Source organism: Kribbella swartbergensis, assembly GCF_054784135.1.
Map to the genome: position 1 here is coordinate 55,553 of NZ_BAAGPM010000035.1, position 18,758 is coordinate 74,310.

The following is an 18,758-nucleotide window of genomic DNA, read 5'->3' on the forward strand; positions in this document are numbered from 1 at the left end:
CCCGCCCATCCTCCCATCCACCCCTCGTCACCCACGCCCGCCGAAGCGGAGTGCGGGTGACCATAGTCCGCCTAGCGGGGCGAAGGTGTGGGGGGTGCGGGTGGCGGAGGGCCCGCTGGCGGCGGGTGGAGCGACGGCGCAGAAGACGGCGAAGGCGACCCGGTCCGCGGTTTCCGCGGGCACAGGTCGCCTTCGCCTTTGGGTGAGTGACGGGACTCGAACCCGCGACCACCTGGACCACAACCAGGTGCTCTACCAGCTGAGCTACACCCACCATTGCCGCCCTGACTGCGACGGCTGAGCAATCATAGCGACGATGGCCGATTACCAGAAATCGGGTCCGCGGGCACCCCGTTGACCCCCTCGATGACCCGGCTGGCGGCGGCCCGGGCGGTGTCGGAGTCGGGCCCCGGCGGGGGTACGAAGACGGTCTGCCGGTAGTACCTGAGCTCGGCGATGCTCTCGGTGATGTCCGCGAGCGCCCGGTGGTTGCCGGTTTTGGCGGGGGTCGCGTAGTACACCCGCGGGTACCACCGCCGGACGAGTTCCTTGATCGAGCTGACGTCGACGTTGCGGTAGTGCAGGTGGGCCTCGACCCGCGGCATGTCGCGGACCAGGAACGTCCGGTCGGTGCCGACGGAGTTGCCGGCCAGCGCGGCCTTGCGCGGCTCCTTCACGTACCCGGTGATGAAGTCGAGCACCTGCTGCTCGGCCTCGGCGAGCGGGATGCCGTTCTCGAGTTCGGCGAGCAGGCCGGAGTCGGTGTGCATGTCGCGGACGAAGTCGCCCATCTGCTCGAGCGCGCCCGGGGGTGGCGCGATCACCAGGTCGATCCCGTCACCGAGCACGTTCAGTTCGTAGTCGGTGACGAGAACCGCGACCTCGATCAGGGCGTCCGCCGCCAGGTCGAGGCCGGTCATCTCGCAGTCGATCCACACCAGCCGGTCGTTCATGGGCACCCACCTTACGGCGACCCACCGACACCGTCGCCCCAACCGCCCCCCACCGACAACGTGGCGTTCCTCTCCACCACCCTGTCCCACCGGGACCTGCGGTACGTCACGGGGCGGGGAAACCGCCCGTACGTCGTGCGCCAGGAAGCTCCAGTACGTCGTTCTCGCCCGGGAACCTCCCGTACGCCGTCCCCGTCCGGGAGACTGCCGTAGGTCGTGCGGCCGGGAAGCTCCCGTACGACGCCGTCGACTGCTGTGCGTCGTGTCGCAGGAAACGTTCCGTACGCCGTGCCGCCGCGAAACCCCGCAGGTCGTGCTGCCGGGGGAGCACCCGTGCGTCGTGCCGCCGGGACCCCGGGGTGTGCTGTGCCGCCGGGACTCCGAGGTGGAAGGACTCAGCTTGGGGCGTGGGCGAGGTGGATGCTGCGGGCGGAGAGGATGGCTAGGTCGGTGCGTCGGCCGAGGTAGTGGGTGCTGTCCGGGTCCAGTAGCTGCTTCCATACCGCCAGGTCCTCGGCCGACAGCCACTCCTGCGGCTCCACGTGACCGTGACCGTGGCCATGCCCATGCCCATGCCCATGACCATGCCCGTGAGCCGGCGCGGCGTCCGGGTTCAGGCGGTCGATGCGGTGCTGGAACTGCGTGATGAGCCGATCACGCTGCTCGGGGGACAGCGGCGGTGGGGACTCGGTCAGGATGCTCCGAGTGGTCACGTCGGTCAGTCCGGCGCGGGTCAGGGCATCGGTCCACCCGTACGGCATCGGCACCGTGCCCGGCAGCGCGTCACGCATCGCCGCGAACCACCGGTCCTGCGCCAGGTCCAGCCGCAGCTCCAGACCCGGCTCACCGATCCCCAGATCCCAGGGGAGGTGCCGCGCCGGCAGACCACCTTCCGCGAGTGCCAGCCGCCCACCCGGTGCCAGCAGCGAGGCCAGCGCGTCGACGGCTGCCTGCTGATCCGCGGCGTGGTGCACCGAGGCCGACGCCCAGATCAGGTCCGCCGGCGCGTCGATTGCCTTGCGCAACGGTTCGGCGCCGTCCTCCATCGAGGCCAGTTCACACCGGACGGCGCCGGCGGTGTGCTCGCGGGCCTGCTCCAGTACGTCGGGATCCGCGTCGATCGCGACCACCGTCGTACCGGCCGGCATCGCCTCGGCCAGTGCCTTGGCCATCCCGCCGCCTCCGCAGCCGACGTCCACGGCCACCTTGTCGCTGTCACGGACCAGGCTCGCGGCAACCGTCGCGTTCCACTCGGCCTCGTTCGCCGCCGACGCCCGCAGCCGTCCGGCCTCTGCACTCCATTCGATCTCCACCATGCCGCCAGTTTCCGCCCGCCGGCCGGCAACCCCCACATCCGGTTGCCGTTTCGGCAAGTGATTTCAGGTCCGACCGGGGCGGCACGGTTGCCACGTGGTCACGCGAGGTGCTGTCCTATTCGGGTCTGGGGAGGAGGTGGGCGGCCGGTGGAAACCGTGGCGGGGACGGTGGGTCGTCCCCGGTTGACGTCGTTGCTGGACGAGGGGGTGCAGCGGCGGCTGCTGACCGTCGTGGCCGACGCCGGGTTCGGAAAATCGACACTGCTCAGTTCTTGGGCGGCCGGGCGTCCGTGCGCCTGGCACACGGTTCGCGCGGAGGACGCCTCGCTCGCCGCCATGGTCGCCGGTCTGGTCGCGGCCCTCCGCCGCCAGGTGCCTGCCCTCGAAGCCATCCCGGCCGAGTTGCAGAGTCCCCGCGGCCCGGATGCCGACGCCGAGCAGGAGACCCGGGCGCTCGCGTACGCCGCTCTCCTCGCCGACGCCCTGGAACAGAACCTCAGCACCGACCTCGTCCTCGTTCTGGACGACCTGCACGAGATCGACCCGGACGCTCCCGCCACCAGGCTGATCGAGGGCCTGGTCCGCACCGCGCCGTCGAACCTTCACCTGGTCGTTGCCTCCCGCACCCAGCTGCCGTTCGGCATCGACCGCCTCCGTGGCCGCGGTCAGGTGATGGAGATCGATGCGACCGCTCTCGCGTTCACAGTCCCCGAGACGCTCGGCGTACTCCGGCAGGTGCTCGGTGAGGGTACCGAGGAGCTCGCCGAGTCGTTGCAGACCGCGGTCCATGGCTGGCCGGCCGCCGTACGCCTTGCCGTGGAGGCCCTGCGCACAGCACCGGCCGACGGGCGCGGTAGCCGGTTGCGCCGGGCGCTGCGGTCGGACGGCCCGCTGTACGACTACCTGGCCGAGGAGGTCTTCGCAGCCGAGCCTCCAGCGGTACGGCGGTTGGTCGCAGCCGTGGCCGTGTTGCCGCGATTCGGATCCGAGCTGTGCAAGGCGATAGGACTCACAGACAGCGCCGAGACACTCCAGCAGCTCCGCACTAGGGGACTGCTCGTGTCGGCCGGTGAAGCGGACGGCTACGAGCTCAACCCGCTGGTCCGAAACTTCGCCAAGGACAGGCTGGCGGCCGCCGAGCAGGAGACGGCCGAGCTCACCCTCGCGGCTGCCAGGTGGTTCGAGGCGACAGGAGAGCACCGGGACGCGCTGGCCTGCTACCAAGCCGTCGACCCGGCTGCGGCCGCTCGCATGCTGACCGAGAAAGGGCATGCGATGGTCACTGCCGGCCTGGCCGAGACCGTGGTCGCTGCCGTCACCGCACTGCCTGCAGAGCTGCACGACCCCGCTTTGGACCAGTTGGAGGGTGAAGCCCGGCAGGTACTCGGGGACTGGCAGGGCGCGATGGAGTGCTTCGACCGGATCATCGGGCCGGAGGGTGAGATCCCGGTCGGCGTCGCCTGGCGGCTGGGACTCATCCATCACCTGCGTGGCCAGACCGATGTGGCGATCGCGACGTACCAGCGTGGCCGGATCGACGGTCGGCATCCCACCGACGAGGCGCTGCTGCAGGCGTGGTGGGCCGGTGCGCATTGGTTGCGCGGCGAGTTCGAGGAGTGCCGCCGACTGGTGACCGCCGCCCACAAGTCGGCCAAGCTCTCCGGAGACGACGGCGCCCTTGCCATCGCCCACACCGTGCTCGCCATGCTGGCAGCGGTCGACAGCGACCCACACGGCAACTACACGAACTACGTGCGCGCGCTGGAGCACGCGGAGCGGGCCGGCGACCTCCTGCAGTCGATCCGTATCCGGGTGAACCGCTCGTCGCATCACATCGCCGAAGGCGACTACGAGCTCGGCTTGAAGGAACTTGACGTCGCTCTGGAGCTCGCGGACCGGGCAGGCTTCGCGGTGTTCCGCGCCCTTGCCCTCAACAACCGTGGCGAGGCGTTGCTCAGGTTGGGCCGGTTGGACGAGGCCATCGGCGAGCTGGAGGCGTCACGAGCGCTCTACCAGAAGCTGGACTCCAAGCGCGTCGCACAGCCGCTGTCCGTGCTCGGCGAGGTCTACCGCGAGCGGGGAGACCGTGCGATGGCCAGAGCCTGTTTCGAGGAGGCCATCCCGATCGCCGAGGAGACCAGGGACATGCAGTCCCTGGTGCCTTCACTCGCCGGTCTGGCCCGGGTGCTGGCCGTCGAAGAACCGGAACGGGCAGCCGAGCTCGCCGCGATGGCACGCCAAGCCGTTGCCTACGGCCCTGTCCTCGGCCTCTCCGGCGCGCTGGTCGCGTTGGGCTGGGTCACACTGCATGCGGGCAACCAGACCGAGGCTGCAGCGACCGCAGAGGAGGCAGCCGCGCTCTGTCGCAAGCGACGTGACCGAGCGGGCTTGGCCGACGCGCTGGAGCTGTACGCCGCAGCGGGTGGCGGTGAGGTGCTACACGAGGTCCTGAACATCCGAAGCGAGTTGGGGGACCAGTTGGGCGAGGCACGGGCCGAGTTGATGCTTGCCAAGCGCACCAAAGGCCCAGAAGGTCGTGAGCTGGCCCTGCGTGCCCATCAGCAGTTCCTGGCTGCAGGCGCGACTCGCTACGCGGCTGAGGCGTTGGCAACCAGCGACGAGACCCGGCCGGTCCCAGTCCGCATCGAGTGCCTTGGCGGCTTCCGCGTGCTCCGGTACGGCAAGGCCGTCCAGCTGGGGGAGTGGCCCTCGAAGAAGGCTCGTGATCTGCTGAAGATCCTGGTGGCGCGCCGCTGCCGTCCGGTCGCCCGAGTACAACTGCTGGACCTGCTCTGGCCGGACCAGGACGAGTCGGTTGCCTCACCCAGGCTGTCGGTGGCCCTGTCCACCGTGCGCTCCGTACTCGACCCGGACAAGAAGTACCCAGCGGACCACTTCGTCGGTGCCGACCGCGCCACCATCTGGCTCGACGGTGAGCAGACGGCGGTCGACGTCGAGTTGTTCCTCCGTGACGCGCGGGAGGGCCTCAACACCGGCGATCTGCGGTTGCTCCGCGCTGCCGAGGCGGCGTACAGCGGCGACTTCCTGGAGGAGGATGTGTACGCCGACTGGGCCGCAGGCATGCGTGATGAGGCCCGGGCGCTGTACGTCCGGGTCGCCCGTGTACTGGCCGAGCGGGGTCGCCGTGACCCCGACGCGGCGGCCGGCTACCTGCTCCGGATCCTGCAGCGCGACCAGTACGACGAACGCGCGCACCTCGGCCTGGTGGCGGCGTACCAGGCGAGCGGCGCGCACGGGGAGGCCCGCCGGGCGTACCGCACCTACGTGCAGCGGATGGCCGAGCTGGAGGTCGAGCCGGCCCCCTATCCGGCGGTGCCGGCCCGGCTTTAAGGCTTTCTGAAGATCCGGCCGCACGATCTGACCATGGCAGCGCCGGTGCACAACCCAGTGGTGGTCCGCGAGTTCGATCGGACCGGTCACCCTGGTCGCGACTACCGCTCCGAACCGGGCACCCCGGTCAGGGCGACCCTGGCCGGTGTGGTGGTCCGGGTCGAGGCCGGACGGGTCGCGGTCGAGTCGAACGCGATCTGGCACGTCTACGACCAGCTGTACGGCGTCACGGTCAGGCAGGGGGAGACCGTGGAAACGGGGGACCTACTGGGGCTCGCGGCCGGTTCGCACCTGCACTACGAGGAGCGGGTCGCGCCGTACGCGGTGGAGGATCAGCGGAGTCCGCAGTTCGATCTGCACACGAATGCCCGGATCCGGATGGTGGCGCGGGACGGGTCGGTCGAGGAGGGAGCGGCCGAGCCGTCCGGCGCTACCGTTGAGCCGTGATCGCCACCAGCTTCCACACCGCCCGGCTCACGATGTTGCCGTTGCAGGTCGAGTACGCCGGCGAGATGGCGAAGGTCCTGGCCGACCCGGCCCTCTACACCTTCACCGGCGGAGAGCCGCCAAACGTGGACGCACTGGAGAACCGCTACCGCCGTCAGCTCGCCGGACCGGGCCGGGCAGACGAGCACTGGCTCAACTGGGTCGTCCAGTACGACGGCCGGCTCATCGGCTACGTACAGGCAACCGTCACCGGTAGCACGGCCGAGATCGCCTGGGTGATCGGTACCGAGTGGCAGGGCCGCGGCTTCGCGAAAGAGTCCGCGCGGGGCCTGGTCGCCTGGCTGAACGGACAGGGCGTTGAGCGCATCATCGCGCACGTCCATCCCGACCACACGGCGTCAGCCGCGGTCACCGCGGCGGCAGGCCTCAGCCGCACCGACCACATCGAAGGCGGCGAGTATCTCTGGACAACATGACAACAGGCCCAGCCGCAGTGCGGCTGGGCCTGTTGCGGACAGCTCAGACCGGGCGGACGTTCTCCGCCTGCAGGCCCTTCGGGCCCTGGGCGACGTCGTACTCGACCTTCTGGTTCTCCTCGAGCGACCGGTAACCGTCGGTCGCGATCGCCGAGTAGTGCACGAAGACGTCGGCGCCGCCGCCGTCCTGGGTGATGAAGCCGAAGCCCTTTTCACCGTTGAACCACTTCACTGTTCCACTGGCCATGATCTGCTCCTCGCGTAAGGGCCGGGGCGAGAGTCGACGGATGCCGACTCCCGGGTTGCCGTATTGAGCCCTCCCACTACAGACCAGGCCTGAAATGAGAAACGCCCGGCGGATCACAAATCCGCGGGCGCTTTTGAAACGAACGTGGAACTGCAAAACTGCAACCGGCGAAAAGCCTAGCAGACCGCCAACCATCCGTCAGCCCGGCGCGCCTCGTACTCGTCCGGCGTGCCCGCCCAGACCTCCGAGCAGCCAGACTGGCCGCACTCACAAGCGAACGGGTACGGCGGTAGCGTCGCCAGACCGATATCCGCCTGCCACAGCCGACCCTGGCGACACGCAGCCTCGTTCTCGTACTGCCGCTGCCTCCTCAACGCGGCGCCGGGCTCGAGCCGCGGCAGCGTCCCCAAAGCCGCTTCAACCGCGGCCGTGATCTGCACCCAGTCCGGCGCAGCCGGCACCTCGATCAGCGTCCGGCCGCGCTCGACCGCCTCCCGCCGTACCAACTCGGCCAGTACTACGTCCCGCGCCAGCAGACCCTCCAACCGGGCGCGGCCCTCAGGGTCCTCCACCCGAGCCAGCCGCTCCGCCCGAGCCTTCCTGGTCTGCTCGGCATCCGGCACCAACCACACCGCCGCCACAACCCGCTCAGCCATCGACGGGAACAACTGTGGACCCTCGACCAACGCCGGTACGTCGCCCAACCCGCGAGCCCGCACGTCCTCGACGACCAGCTCCAGCCGCGCCCGCGCGATCCGCACGAACGCCTCGGCCGCAACCTCGGGTCCGTCGGCCAGGTCCTCGTCGAGCGACCGCATCGGCGGCATCCGGCCGACGTGGTCGTAGGTCCAGAGGTCGACCGGATGCAGCGGCAGGTCCCGGCGGCGGGCTAGGGCGCGGGCGATCGTCGACTTCCCGGCTCCGGGCGCGCCACCGATCCACACCATCGGCGGCCAGGTCATCGGGTCATCCTCTCAGGAAACCGGCAAGCGCTCGCCGTCGGTGTGATCTTGACCGCATTCGGGGGTCGGCCTACTGTATCCGGTATACAAGCTCCCCCTCCGGAAGGTGGGAACCCATGCACTCTGCCCGTGATGCGGCCGGCTTCGACACGGCTTCGGGACCGAGGAGGGACGGATGAAGGTAGCTGTTCTCGGCGCCGGAGCAATCGGTGCCTACGTCGGCGCGGCCCTGCACCGCGGCGGAACGGAGGTTCACCTGATCGCCCGCGGTGCCCACCTGGAAGCGATCCGGGCCGACGGCGTCAAGGTGCTCAGCCCGCGCGGCGACTTCGAGGCCCGTACGCCGGCCACCGACGACCCGGCCGATGTCGGCCCGGTCGACTACGTCTTCCTGGGACTGAAGGCGAACACCTACGCCGCCGCGGGCCCGCTGCTCGAGCCGCTCCTGCACGACGAGACCGTCATCGTCGCGGCGCAGAACGGCATCCCGTGGTGGTACTTCCACGGGCTCAAAGGCCCGTACGAGGGTCGCCGGATCGAGTCGGTCGACCCCGGCGGCGAGGTGTCCCGGGTGCTGGAGGTCGAACGGGCGGTGGGCTGTGTCGTGTACTGCTCGACCGAGCTCGAGGCGCCGGGCGTCGTACGCCATCTGGAAGGCACCCGGTTCTCGATCGGTGAGCCTTCCGGCGGGATCTCCGACCGGTGCGTGCGGTTCAGCGAAGCGATGATCGCCGGCGGGCTGAAGTGCCCGGTGGAGGAGGACATCCGCAAGGACATCTGGATCAAGCTGCTCGGCAACGCGGCGTTCAACCCGATCAGCGCGCTGGCCCGGGCCACGATGGTGGAGATCGCCACGCACCAGGGCACCCGGGCGATGGTCCGGCTGATGATGGAGGAGTCGCTGGCGATCGCGGCGGCGGTCGGCTGTCACCCGGACATCTCGGTGGACAAGCGGATCCACGGCGCCGAACGGGTCGGCGAGCACAAGACGTCCATGCTGCAGGACCTGGAGAAGGACAAGCCGCTCGAGCTCGACGTCATCCTCGCCGCCGTCGTGGAGCTCGCCGACCTGACCGGCACACCGGCCCCGACACTGCGTGCCGTCCACGCCGTCGCCGACCTGCTGGCCACCAAGGTCGGCATGGCGCACGCACCGACCTCGGCGCCGGCGCCTTCCTAAGAGCCAGGTGGGTCCGGCCACAGCGACGCCGGACCCACCTGTTCCACTGTTCTACAACTCTGTCGGCCCCAACGACGGGCGGGCGACGAAGTGCGCGACCGGATCGGCCATCACATCGAGTTCCAGTACGACGAGCTCGTTGCGGCCCGGACGCAGTACCGGGCCGGGAACGTACAGCGTCTCCTGCGGACCGCGGCGCCAGTAGCGGCCGAGGCAGAAACCGTTGACCCAGGCCACACCTTTGCCCCAGGCAACGGTGGAGAGGAAATGGTCGACCGGCTCGGCGACGTCGAAGCCGGCCCGCCAGGCCATCGGTCCGACGCCGGGGGCATCCGGCGCCGTACCCACGGAATCCCACAACTCCGGCACCCGGTCGAGGTCGATCACGCACGCCGACCATCCGGTCAGCTCGGACGATCCCAGCTGGACCGGCCCGATCAGGCCCTTCGGCTCACCGATGCGCTGCCCGTAGTTCACCCGGCCCTGGTCCTCGACGAGGATCTCGAGCCGGCCTCGGCCACGCGGCAGCATCAGCGCGCGGTCGTGTCGTTCGCGGTCCAGGACTCCGACCGGATCGCCGTCCAGGAACACGTACGCCCGGTCCCGCACCTCGTCGACGCTCAGCAGCGCCGGGCCGTCGCCGTCTAGCGAAGTCCGGAACAGCACCAGCCGCGCATCCAGTGCGTCGAGCGTGGGCATGACCGCGTGCTCACTCCACTCGCCCCAGGCCGACGGATCCGCGAGCAGCCGGATCGGCGATCCCAGCGCCGCGGAGGTCTGCGGCGCCGCCGTCCCCGACCCCGGGACAACGTCGGGGACCGGCGCGTACCGGGAGATGACCTCCCGGAAGGCGTGGAACTTGGCGGTCGGGTTGCCCGCCTCGTCCAACGGGGCGTCGTAGTCGTACGACGTGATGGTCGGCCGGTAGACGCCCTTGTCGTCGGCCCCGCTGGTCAGCCCGAAGTTCGTGCCGCCGTGGACCATGTAGATGTTCACCGAAGCACCCGCCGCGAGCAGTGCCTCCAGCTCCGCGGCGGCCTCGGCGACACCGGTCGTGTGGTGTGGTCCGCCCCAGTGGTCGAACCACCCGTCCCAGAACTCCATGCACATCAGCGGCCCGGTCGGCTGGTGCTTGCGCAGGGTCGCCAGTCGTTCTTCGGCCCGCGACCCGAACGATCCGGTGCGCAGTACGCCGTCCAGACCGCCGGCCGCGAGCATCGCGTCGACGGGCTGGTCGACCGTCACCAGCGGCACCGTGATCCCGGCCTCCCGGATGATCTCGGCCACCGACTTCAGGTACGTCCGGTCGTCGCCGAACGCGCCGTACTCGTTCTCGACCTGGACCAGCAGGACCGGTCCGCCCTGGTCCACCTGTAACGGCCGGACGATCCCGAGCACGTTGCGCAGGTAGTCCTGGACGGCGGCCATGAACTTCGGCTCGTACCGGCGGACTCCCATCCCCGGCTCCCGGAAGAGCCAGGTGGGGAGTCCGCCGTTGTCCCACTCGGCGCAGATGTACGGCCCGGGGCGGACGATCGCGTACAGGCCCGCGTCGGCGACCTCCCGCAGGAAGCGCTCGAGGTCGAGCATCCCGGAGGTGTCGAAGCTGCCCGGCCGCGGGCTGTGCGCGTTCCACGGCACGTACGTCTCGATGGTGTTGAGTCCCATCAGGCGGGCCTTCTCGATCCGGTCGGCCCAGTGGTCCGGATGCACCCGGAAGTAGTGCAGCGCACCGGACAGGATCCGGAAGGGCCGGCCGTCGAGGAGGAAGTCGGACTCACCGATCGCGAAATCGGGCACGGTCAGCCGTTCACCTGAAAGCCCTGCTGATTGCCATAGGCAACCAGCGCGTCCTGCCAGGCCTTCAGTCCGGTGTTCAGGTCGGACTTGGACTGGTAGGACTTGCCGACCGTGTCGCCGTAGATGCTGTTGGCGTACAGCTCGTACGGCAGGTAGCTCCAGCCCTTGACGACCGTGTCGGCCGCGCCGGTCAGGACCTGGTTGATCTTCTGCCCGCCGAAGTACGCACTCGGCTTGTCGACGAAGGCCGGGTCCTTCAGATCCTTCGTGGTGGCCGGGAAGCCACCGCTGGCGAGGAACGGCTTGACGCCCTCGTCGTGGTTCAGCCAGCGCACGAAGGCCGCGGCCAACGCCGGGTTGGCGCTCTGCTTCAGCACGGACTGGGTGCTGCCGCCGTTCTCCGCGGTCGCCGGCCGGCCGTCGTACGTCGGCATCGGGGCGACCCGCCACTTGCCCGCGCCGGCCTTGACCGACGCCTCCATCACGCCGGGCATCCAGGCGCCGGTCGGCAGGGTGGCGATGGTGCCGTCACCGAGGGCCTTGAACCACTCGTCGGTCCAGCCGGGGATGTTCGAGACCAGACCTCCCTCGACCAACTGGTTCCAGGTGCCGGTCCACTTCTTGGAGCCGTCGTCCTGCAGGTTGATGGTGATGTTCTTGCCGTCGGTCTTGAACGGCTGACCGCCGGCCTGCCAGATCATGCTGGTGGTGAAGCCCGCGTCACCGGAGTCGTTGGTGATGTAGGCCTTCGGGTTGGCCGCGTGCAGCTTCTTGGCCGCGGCGACGTATTCGTCCCAGGTCTTCGGTACGGCGATGCCGTACTTGTCGAAGACCTCCTTGTTGTAGAACAGCGCCATCGGGCCGGAGTCCTGCGGCAGACCGTACAGACCGCCGCCGGCATGCACGGAAGCCCAGGTCGACGGCGTGTACGCCGACTCGTACTGGTTGAAGCCGTACTGGTTCAGGTCGACCAGCGAGCCGGGCAGCGCGAACTGCGGCAGCGCCTGGTACTCGATCTGCGCCACGTCCGGAGCACCGGAGCCGGCCTTGATCGCGTTCTGCAGCTTGGTGTAGTGGTCGTTGCCGGTCCCGGCGTTGACGTAGTTCACCTTGACGTTCGGGTACTGCGCCATGAACGCCTTCACCTGGGCCTCGGCCGACGGCGTCCAGCTCCAGTACGTGATGGTTCCGCCCGCCTTGAGCGCGGCGTCGACGGCGTCGGCTGATCCCGTGGTCTGACCGCCGCCGGAGCCGGCCGTGCTGTCGGAGCCGCCGCACGCGGCCACGACCGCCAGGGCCGTGAGTGCGGCGCCGGCAACCACCAGTTGCCGCAGGCCGCGCCGATGTGACTTCATCCTGTTCCCTTTCACTTGACGCTCCCCGCGGTCAGGCCGGACTGCCAGAACCGCTGGAGCAGGAGGAAGGCGATCACGAGGGGCACGATCGTCAGCAACGATCCGGTGATCACCAGGTTGTAGATGGGGCGGGCACCCACGCCGGTCGCCTGGTTGCTCCACTGGGTGAGGCCGACCGTGAGCGGGTAGAGGTTGGGTTTGCTGAGCATGATCAGCGGGAGGAAGTAGTTGTTCCAGGTCGACACCACCGCGAACAGCAGCGTGGTGACGATGCCGGGGGCAACCAGTCGCAGTGCGACGGTGAAGAAGATCCGCACTTCGCCGGCGCCGTCGATCCGGGCCGCCTCGAGCAGTTCCACCGGTACGGCCTCGGTCGCGTACACCCACATCAGGTAGAGGCCGAACGGGCTGACCAGCGACGGAATGATGATCGCCCAGACCGTGTTGGTCAGGCCCAGGTTCGAGAACATCAGGAACGTCGGCACGGCCAGCGCCGTCCCGGGTACGGCGACCGCACCCAGCAGCACCGCGAACACGGCCCGCCGGCCGGCGAACTTGTACTTCGCCAGGCCGTAGCCGGCCGCGGTGGCGAGCAGCGTCGCCCCGCCGGCACCGACCACGACGTACAGCACGGTGTTGCCGAGCCACTGCAGGAAGATGCCGTCGTTGTAGGTCAGCGTGTCCTTGATATTGGTGAACAACGCGAAGCTTTTGCCGAACCACAGCCCCGGACTGGAAAGCAGGTCGTTCTGCGTCTTGGTCGCGCTGATCAGCAGCCAGACCAGCGGGACCAGGGTGTAGATCAGGTACAGGATCATCAGGCCGGTCAGCAACGGCGACCGCTTGGGCCGCAACGGCGACGTCCCGGTCTTCTTCTTGGCGCCCGGCGTCGTACTCGCGACACGGGGTGCGCTCATCGTCGTGGTCACAAGGCCTCCCGGGAGCCGCGAAGCTGGACGACGTACGCGATGATCGCGGTGATGACGCCCATCACGATCGCGATGGTGGCGGAGTAGTTGAACTGCTGCCCGGCGAAGGACAGGTTGTAGGCGTACATGTTGGGCGTGTAGTACGTCGTGATCACGTTCGGCGCCAGCGTGCGCAGGATGTTCGGCTCGTTGAACAGCTGGAAGCTGCCGATGATCGAGAAGATGGTGGCGATCACGATCGCGCCGCGCAGCGCGGGCAGCTTGACCGCCCGGGTGGTCCGGAACGTCCCGGCCCCGTCGATCGCGGCCGCCTCGTACAGCTCACCGGGGACCGTGCGCAGCGCCGAGTAGAAGATCAGCATGTTGTAGCCGACGAACTCCCAGGTGACGATGTTGGCGATCGACGGCAGCATCCAGTTGCCGCTGAGCGGCTGGATGGCGGTCGTGCCGAACAGGTCGTTCAGGTCGGCGGCCAGGCCGAAGTTGTTGCCGTAGATGTAGCCCCACATCAGCACCGCGACCACACCCGGTACGGCGTAGGGCAGGAAGATGATGATCCGGAAGAAGCCGGCGGCGTGCAGCCGCGCGCTGTCGATGGCCAGCGCGGCCAGCAGGGCAAGCACCAGCATCACCGGTACCTGGACGACCAGGAAGAGCAGCACCCGGCCGAACGCGTCCCAGAACTTCGAGTCCTGGATCGCCGCCACGTAGTTGTCCAGGCCGACGAACACGGTGCCGCCGAAGAACGCCTGGTCCCGGAACAGGCTGAGATAGATCGCGTACCCGATCGGGGCCAGGAAGGTGAGCGCGAAGACGGCCAGGAACGGCCCGACGAACACCCATCCCTTCGCGTCCTTGTGCACCCTCCGGCGCCGGGGCGCACCAGCACCGGGTGTCCTGCTGAGTTGGCCTTGGGCCACGGACTCCGCCATTGCGTCCGCCGACCTCCTCTCACTGTCCGTGTCCGTCCGACACGACGGATGTTTACGTCAACATCGACGGCGTGACGGTAGCGTGTTTACGTCAACATGTCTAGACTGCGGGCACTAGCGAGGAGGGGGTCCGATGGCAGCGGAGGAGTCGCCGATCCGCCGGCGGCGCGGTCCGTCGATGGCCGACGTGGCCCGGCTGGCCGGCGTGTCCGGGCAGACGGTGTCCCGGGTGGCCAACGACCGGCACAACGTCGACGCGGCCACCCGGGACCGGGTGCGGGCCGCCATGCGTCAGCTCGGCTACCGCCCGAACAGCGCCGCCCGGGCGCTGCGCAACGGGCAGTTCCGCAGCATCGGCGTGATCGTCTTCGAGCTGCACAGCTTCGGTACGACGCGCACCCTCGACGCGGTCGCCGCGGCGGCCACGATCAGCGGCTACGCGATCAACCTGCTGCCCGTGCTGGACGTCAACCAGCGTTCGGTGACGAACGCGTTCAGCCGGCTGGGCGAACAGGCCGTGGACGGTGTGATCATCCTGATCGAGGCGCACACCCTGGACGAGGCCGGCGTACTGCTGCCCGACGGGCTACCGGTCGTCGTGGTCGATTCCAGCGCCCACTACGACTACCCGATCGTGGACACCAACCAGGCGCAGGGCGCCCGGTTGGCCACCGAGCACCTGCTGGATCTCGGGCACAAGACCGTATGGCACCTGGGCGGCCCGCCGACCTCGTTCGCCGCGGACCGGCGCCGGCGCTCCTGGGAGCTGACGCTGACCCAGCGCGGCTGCGAGGTGCCGCCGGTGCTGGACGGGGACTGGTCATCCGGCTCCGGGTACGAAGCCGGCCGTCAGCTGGCCGCGAACCCGGACGTCACGGCGGTGTTCGCGGCCAACGACCAGATGGCGCTCGGGCTGCTGCGCGCGTTGCACGAACAGGGCCGGGTGGTGCCGTACGACGTCAGTGTCGTCGGCTTCGACGACATGGAGGAGGCCGCGCACTTCTGGCCCCCGCTGACCACGATCCGGCAGAACTTCGCCGAGGTCGGCCGGCTCAGCGTCGACGCGCTCATCCGCGAGATTCAAGCCGGCGAGCACCACCACGACCCGGTTGCCGTCGGCACCAAGCTGGTGGTCCGGAGCAGTACGGCGCCGCCGCGCACGTCGTCGCGCTGATTGTCAGACCGCGACCTCCTCCACGGCCATCACGGCCCGCATCAGCTGCGCTGCCTCGGACGGGGTCTTGCCGACCTTCACGCCGACGGCCTCCAGGGCCTTCTGCTTCGCGGCCGCCGTACCGGACGAACCGGACACGATCGCGCCCGCGTGCCCCATCGTCTTGCCCTCCGGCGCGGTGAACCCGGCCACGTAGCCGACCACCGGCTTGGTCACGTTCTCCTTGATGAACGCCGCCGCCCGCTCCTCGGCGTCACCGCCGATCTCGCCGATCATCACGATCGCGTCGGTGTCCGGGTCGTCCTGGAACGCCTGCAGCGCGTCGATGTGGGTGGTGCCGATGATCGGGTCACCACCGATCCCGATCGCGGTCGAGAACCCGAAGTCCCGCAGTTCGTACATCATCTGGTACGTCAGCGTCCCGGACTTCGACACCAGACCGATCCGGCCGGGACCCGCGATGTCGGCCGGGATGATGCCGGCGTTCGACTCACCCGGCGTGATGATGCCGGGGCAGTTCGGCCCGATGATCCGGCTTCCGGCCGCCTGTGCGTGCGCGAAGAACGCGGCGGTGTCGTGCACCGGCACGCCCTCGGTGATCACCACCACCAGCGGGATGCCGGCGTCGACCGCCTCGAAGACGGCACCCTTGGTGAACTTCGGCGGCACGAACACGACCGACACGTCGGCTCCGGTCGACGCCACCGCGTCGGCGCACGAGCCGTACACCGGGATCGACCGCTTCGCGAAGTCGACCGACTGACCACCCTTGCCCGGGGTCACGCCGCCGACGATGTTGGTGCCGGCGGCAAGCATCCGGCTGGTGTGCTTCTGTCCCTCGGATCCGGTCATCCCCTGTACGACGACCCGGCTCTGCTCGGTCAGGAAGATCGCCATCTCTCTCACGCCTCTCGGTTCTGTGACGCCAGCTCGGCGGCACGGGCGGCGGCGCCGTCCATCGTGTCCACCACGGTCACCAGCGGATGGTTGGCCCGGGCAAGGATCCGCCGGCCTTCCTCGACGTTGTTGCCGTCCAGCCGGACCACCAGCGGCTTGTCGGCCTGGTCGCCGAGCAGGTCGAGCGCCTGCACGATGCCGTTCGACACCGCGTCGCAGGCGGTGATCCCGCCGAACACGTTCACGAACACACTGCGGACCTGGGCGTCGCCGAGGATGATGCCGAGACCGTTGGCCATCACCTCGGCCGATGCGCCACCGCCGATGTCCAGGAAGTTGGCCGGCTTCACGCCGTACTGCTCGCCGGCGTACGCGACGACGTCCAGGGTGGACATGACCAGACCCGCGCCGTTGCCGATGATGCCGACCGAACCGTCCAGCTTGACGTAGTTCAGGCCCTTCTCGTGCGCTGCCGCCTCGAGCGGGTCCGCGGCCGCCTTGTCCTCGAAACCGCCGTGGTCGGGATGCCGGTACGCCGCGTTGTCGTCGAGCGTGACCTTGCCGTCGAGGGCTTCCAGCGACCCGTCGCCCAGCTTGACCAGCGGGTTCACCTCGACCAGTGAGGCGTCCTCGGCGACGAACACGTCCCACAGCCTGCGGACCAGCTCCTCCGCGCCGGCCGGGAAGCCCGCGGCCGCGACGATCTCGGCGGCCTTGGCCTCGTCCACGCCGACCGCCGGGTCGATCGGAACCTTGGCGATCGCGTCCGGATCGGTGTGCGCGACCTCCTCGATCTCGACGCCGCCCTCGGTGCTGGCGATGCAGAGGTACTCCCGATTGGCCCGGTCGACCAGGAAGGAGAAGTAGTACTCCTCGGCGATGTCCGCGGCGGGCGCGAGCAGCACCCGGCGGACCGTGTGGCCCTTGATGTCCATGCCGAGGATCTCGCGCGCCTTCTCCACTGCCTCGGTGGGGGAGCCGGCCAGCTTGACTCCGCCGGCCTTGCCGCGGCCGCCGGTCTTCACCTGCGCCTTCACCACCACCCGGCCACCCAGTTCCGCCGCGGCGCCGGCCGCGTCGGCGGGATCCTCGATCACCCGGCCGAGCGTCACCGGGACGCCGTGCCGGGCGAACAGTTCCTTGGCTTGGTACTCCATCAGGTCCACGGCCAGCCTCCTCGTCGGGATCATGGCGACTGTATTCTGTATGCACAGGGATTCACAAGGGGTCGGACTCTGGACAACGCCGACGCGGAGGAGTACCACAGATCTCATACGGTATGCAGTAGTCAGGAGGCGCTATGAATCACGTGATGCCCGCTGACCGGGGCCGTGGGGCTGGGACGGTGAACGCACAGCCCCGGGACGTGCGTGACGTCTACGGCCGGCAGTACCGCATCGGCGAGGACGCGAGGGACCTGACCGGACACTCCCGGCGCTGGCAACTGTGGGCGGCCTGGGCGTGCATGGTCGCCATCAGCCCATTGCAGTACTCCTTCGGATCGGCGGCCATCGGCCTGCAGGACGGACGTGGCTGGGGTGCCGTCGCGACCATGTGGCTGCTCGCCGTCTTCGTCGCCTGCCAGGCGTTGATGGCGATCCCGGCCGCCTGGATCCAACGCGTACGCCGGGCCACGCCGACCCAACTCGTCGTCGGCGGCGGTGTGTGCGCGGCGATCGGCCTGGTGACGCTGGCGCATGCCGACAGTTACCCACTCGCCGTCCTCGGCTACGCGGTGATCGGTGGAGCCGGTGCCGGACTGGTGTACGCCGCCTGCATCACCACGGCCGCGCGCTGGTTCCCCGACCGGCGGACCGCCACGATCGGGTTCGTCACGGGCGGCTTCGCCGTGGGTGCCGTGCCCAGCATCGCGTTGTTGACCATCATCCGGTCGGCGAGCGGACAGCGGATCGTGTTCGATGTGACCGCGCTCCTCGCCGTACTCGTCGTACTGACGGCCGGGGGACTGCTGAAGGACCCGCCGCGGCACTGGTGGCCGCCGCACATCGACGCGCAGGTCTGGGCGATCGACCGGAAACTGAACCGGAGCATCCCGCACAACGCGCCCGCGGTCCGGCACTACCGCCCGGCCGAGGCGATGCGCACCGGCGCGCTCCCGCTGATGTGGCTGACGTTGGCGTTGTCCACGGCGCTGTCGCTGTTCGGCATCGCGTTCGTCGTGAGCTACGCCGTCTCCGCCGGATTGGGAGTCGCGGTGGCCGGGTTCGCGGCCGGAATGCTTGCCGCGGTCAACGGTCTTGGCCGGTCCCTGGCCGGACACCTGTCGGACCGCTTCGGCCGCCGTCGGGTGCTGGCCGCCGTACTGATGATCGAAGGGTTCACGCATGTCGGGCTGGTCGTCGCCGGCGAGACCGGGGCGGGCTGGGCGTTCGTGCTGTGCGCGATGTTCGCCGGGCTCGGCGGCGGCGCGTTCTACGCGATCATGGCGAATCTGGTGCTCGAGTTCTTCGGCGAGAACAGCCTGCTGCAGAACCAGGCGATCCTGTACTCCGCGAAGGCCGCCGGTGGACTGGTCGGCGTCGGTGTCGCGGCCTCGCTGGTGGCCACGGTCGGCTATCGGCCGTTGTTCCTCGGTGCCGGCCTGCTCGGTCTGCTGACCGCACTCACGGTGCGGTTCCTGAAACAACCCGGACGACCGGCGCTGCCGGTCCGGCCGCAGCTGGGTACGCCGGTCGCCGGATCGCACGAGTGAACGGCTACGGCCGAGTCGTCCGGCCC

General features: G+C 69.3%; 16 protein-coding genes and 1 tRNA gene. 6 read left to right on the forward strand and 11 right to left on the reverse strand.

Translation table 11 applies throughout. From position 1 onward, the window contains the following. Positions 1 to 201: 201 nt before the first annotated feature. The 3 genes from ACYVOK_RS32385 to ACYVOK_RS32395 all read right to left on the reverse strand — a co-directional run bounded on the left by ACYVOK_RS32385 (position 202) and on the right by ACYVOK_RS32395 (position 2,269). A tRNA-His gene (locus ACYVOK_RS32385) sits at positions 202 to 274 on the reverse strand. Between the two features lie 31 nt (positions 275 to 305). Next, a complete protein-coding gene (orn, locus tag ACYVOK_RS32390) occupies positions 306 to 953 on the reverse strand; it encodes an oligoribonuclease (protein ID WP_460666402.1) in 648 nt (215 codons plus the stop codon). A 395-nt stretch (positions 954 to 1,348) separates the two neighbouring features. Continuing rightward, a complete protein-coding gene (locus ACYVOK_RS32395) occupies positions 1,349 to 2,269 on the reverse strand; it encodes a class I SAM-dependent methyltransferase (RefSeq protein WP_460666403.1) in 921 nt (306 codons plus the stop codon). Between the two features lie 147 nt (positions 2,270 to 2,416). On the opposite strand from ACYVOK_RS32395, the gene ACYVOK_RS32400 reads away from it, so the two are divergent. From ACYVOK_RS32400 to ACYVOK_RS32410, 3 genes are read left to right on the forward strand one after another with little or no spacing between them, the layout of a single operon-like run. Then, positions 2,417 to 5,620, forward strand: a complete 3,204-nt coding sequence (locus ACYVOK_RS32400; protein ID WP_460666404.1) for a tetratricopeptide repeat protein — start codon at positions 2,417 to 2,419, stop codon at positions 5,618 to 5,620. A 33-nt stretch (positions 5,621 to 5,653) separates the two neighbouring features. Beyond that, positions 5,654 to 6,067, forward strand: coding sequence for a M23 family metallopeptidase (locus ACYVOK_RS32405; RefSeq protein WP_460666405.1), 414 nt, complete (start codon positions 5,654 to 5,656; stop codon positions 6,065 to 6,067). Beyond that, positions 6,064 to 6,543, forward strand: coding sequence for a GNAT family N-acetyltransferase (locus tag ACYVOK_RS32410; protein ID WP_460666406.1), 480 nt, complete (start codon positions 6,064 to 6,066; stop codon positions 6,541 to 6,543). Before ACYVOK_RS32405 ends, ACYVOK_RS32410 begins: the two co-directional genes overlap by 4 nt. A 43-nt stretch (positions 6,544 to 6,586) precedes the next feature. Here the strand turns inward: ACYVOK_RS32410 and ACYVOK_RS32415 are convergent, their stop codons facing one another. Both ACYVOK_RS32415 and ACYVOK_RS32420 read right to left on the reverse strand, forming a co-directional pair. Then, positions 6,587 to 6,790: a cold-shock protein gene (locus ACYVOK_RS32415; RefSeq protein WP_460666407.1), complete on the reverse strand. Its 204-nt coding sequence runs from the start codon at positions 6,788 to 6,790 to the stop codon at positions 6,587 to 6,589. A 176-nt stretch (positions 6,791 to 6,966) separates the two neighbouring features. Continuing rightward, complete coding sequence (locus ACYVOK_RS32420; protein ID WP_460666408.1) at positions 6,967 to 7,752, reverse strand: hypothetical protein; 786 nt, start codon at positions 7,750 to 7,752, stop codon at positions 6,967 to 6,969. A 175-nt stretch (positions 7,753 to 7,927) separates the two neighbouring features. Here ACYVOK_RS32420 and ACYVOK_RS32425 point away from each other — a divergent pair, with 175 nt between their 5' ends. After that, positions 7,928 to 8,932 (forward strand): 2-dehydropantoate 2-reductase, encoded by a 1,005-nt coding sequence (locus tag ACYVOK_RS32425; protein WP_460666409.1) that lies wholly within the window; start codon positions 7,928 to 7,930, stop codon positions 8,930 to 8,932. 51 nt (positions 8,933 to 8,983) lie between these two features. On the opposite strand, the gene ACYVOK_RS32430 is transcribed toward ACYVOK_RS32425, so the two are convergent. The 4 genes from ACYVOK_RS32430 to ACYVOK_RS32445 form a co-directional block, all read right to left on the reverse strand. After that, a complete protein-coding gene (locus ACYVOK_RS32430; RefSeq protein ID WP_460666410.1) occupies positions 8,984 to 10,732 on the reverse strand; it encodes a glycoside hydrolase family 35 protein in 1,749 nt (582 codons plus the stop codon). 2 nt (positions 10,733 to 10,734) lie between these two features. Further along, positions 10,735 to 12,087: an ABC transporter substrate-binding protein gene (locus ACYVOK_RS32435; protein ID WP_460666411.1), complete on the reverse strand. Its 1,353-nt coding sequence runs from the start codon at positions 12,085 to 12,087 to the stop codon at positions 10,735 to 10,737. 11 nt (positions 12,088 to 12,098) lie between these two features. Continuing rightward, positions 12,099 to 12,905 (reverse strand): carbohydrate ABC transporter permease, encoded by an 807-nt coding sequence (locus tag ACYVOK_RS32440; protein WP_460666446.1) that lies wholly within the window; start codon positions 12,903 to 12,905, stop codon positions 12,099 to 12,101. 107 nt (positions 12,906 to 13,012) lie between these two features. Next, positions 13,013 to 13,948: a carbohydrate ABC transporter permease gene (locus ACYVOK_RS32445; RefSeq protein WP_460666412.1), complete on the reverse strand. Its 936-nt coding sequence runs from the start codon at positions 13,946 to 13,948 to the stop codon at positions 13,013 to 13,015. Between the two features lie 133 nt (positions 13,949 to 14,081). Between ACYVOK_RS32445 and ACYVOK_RS32450 the strand changes: the two genes are divergently transcribed. Then, entirely contained in the window at positions 14,082 to 15,122 is a 1,041-nt protein-coding gene (locus tag ACYVOK_RS32450) for a LacI family DNA-binding transcriptional regulator (RefSeq protein WP_460666413.1), read from the forward strand. Positions 15,123 to 15,125: 3 nt separating this feature from the next. Here the strand turns inward: ACYVOK_RS32450 and sucD are convergent, their stop codons facing one another. Next, positions 15,126 to 16,019, reverse strand: coding sequence for a succinate--CoA ligase subunit alpha (sucD, locus tag ACYVOK_RS32455; protein WP_460666414.1), 894 nt, complete (start codon positions 16,017 to 16,019; stop codon positions 15,126 to 15,128). Between the two features lie 5 nt (positions 16,020 to 16,024). Next, on the reverse strand, positions 16,025 to 17,185 hold the full coding sequence (gene sucC / locus ACYVOK_RS32460; protein WP_460666447.1) for an ADP-forming succinate--CoA ligase subunit beta: 1,161 nt from the start codon (positions 17,183 to 17,185) through the stop codon (positions 16,025 to 16,027). Positions 17,186 to 17,364: 179 nt separating this feature from the next. On the opposite strand from sucC, the gene ACYVOK_RS32465 reads away from it, so the two are divergent. Next, positions 17,365 to 18,732, forward strand: coding sequence for an OFA family MFS transporter (locus ACYVOK_RS32465; protein WP_460666415.1), 1,368 nt, complete (start codon positions 17,365 to 17,367; stop codon positions 18,730 to 18,732). Positions 18,733 to 18,758 lie beyond the last annotated feature (26 nt).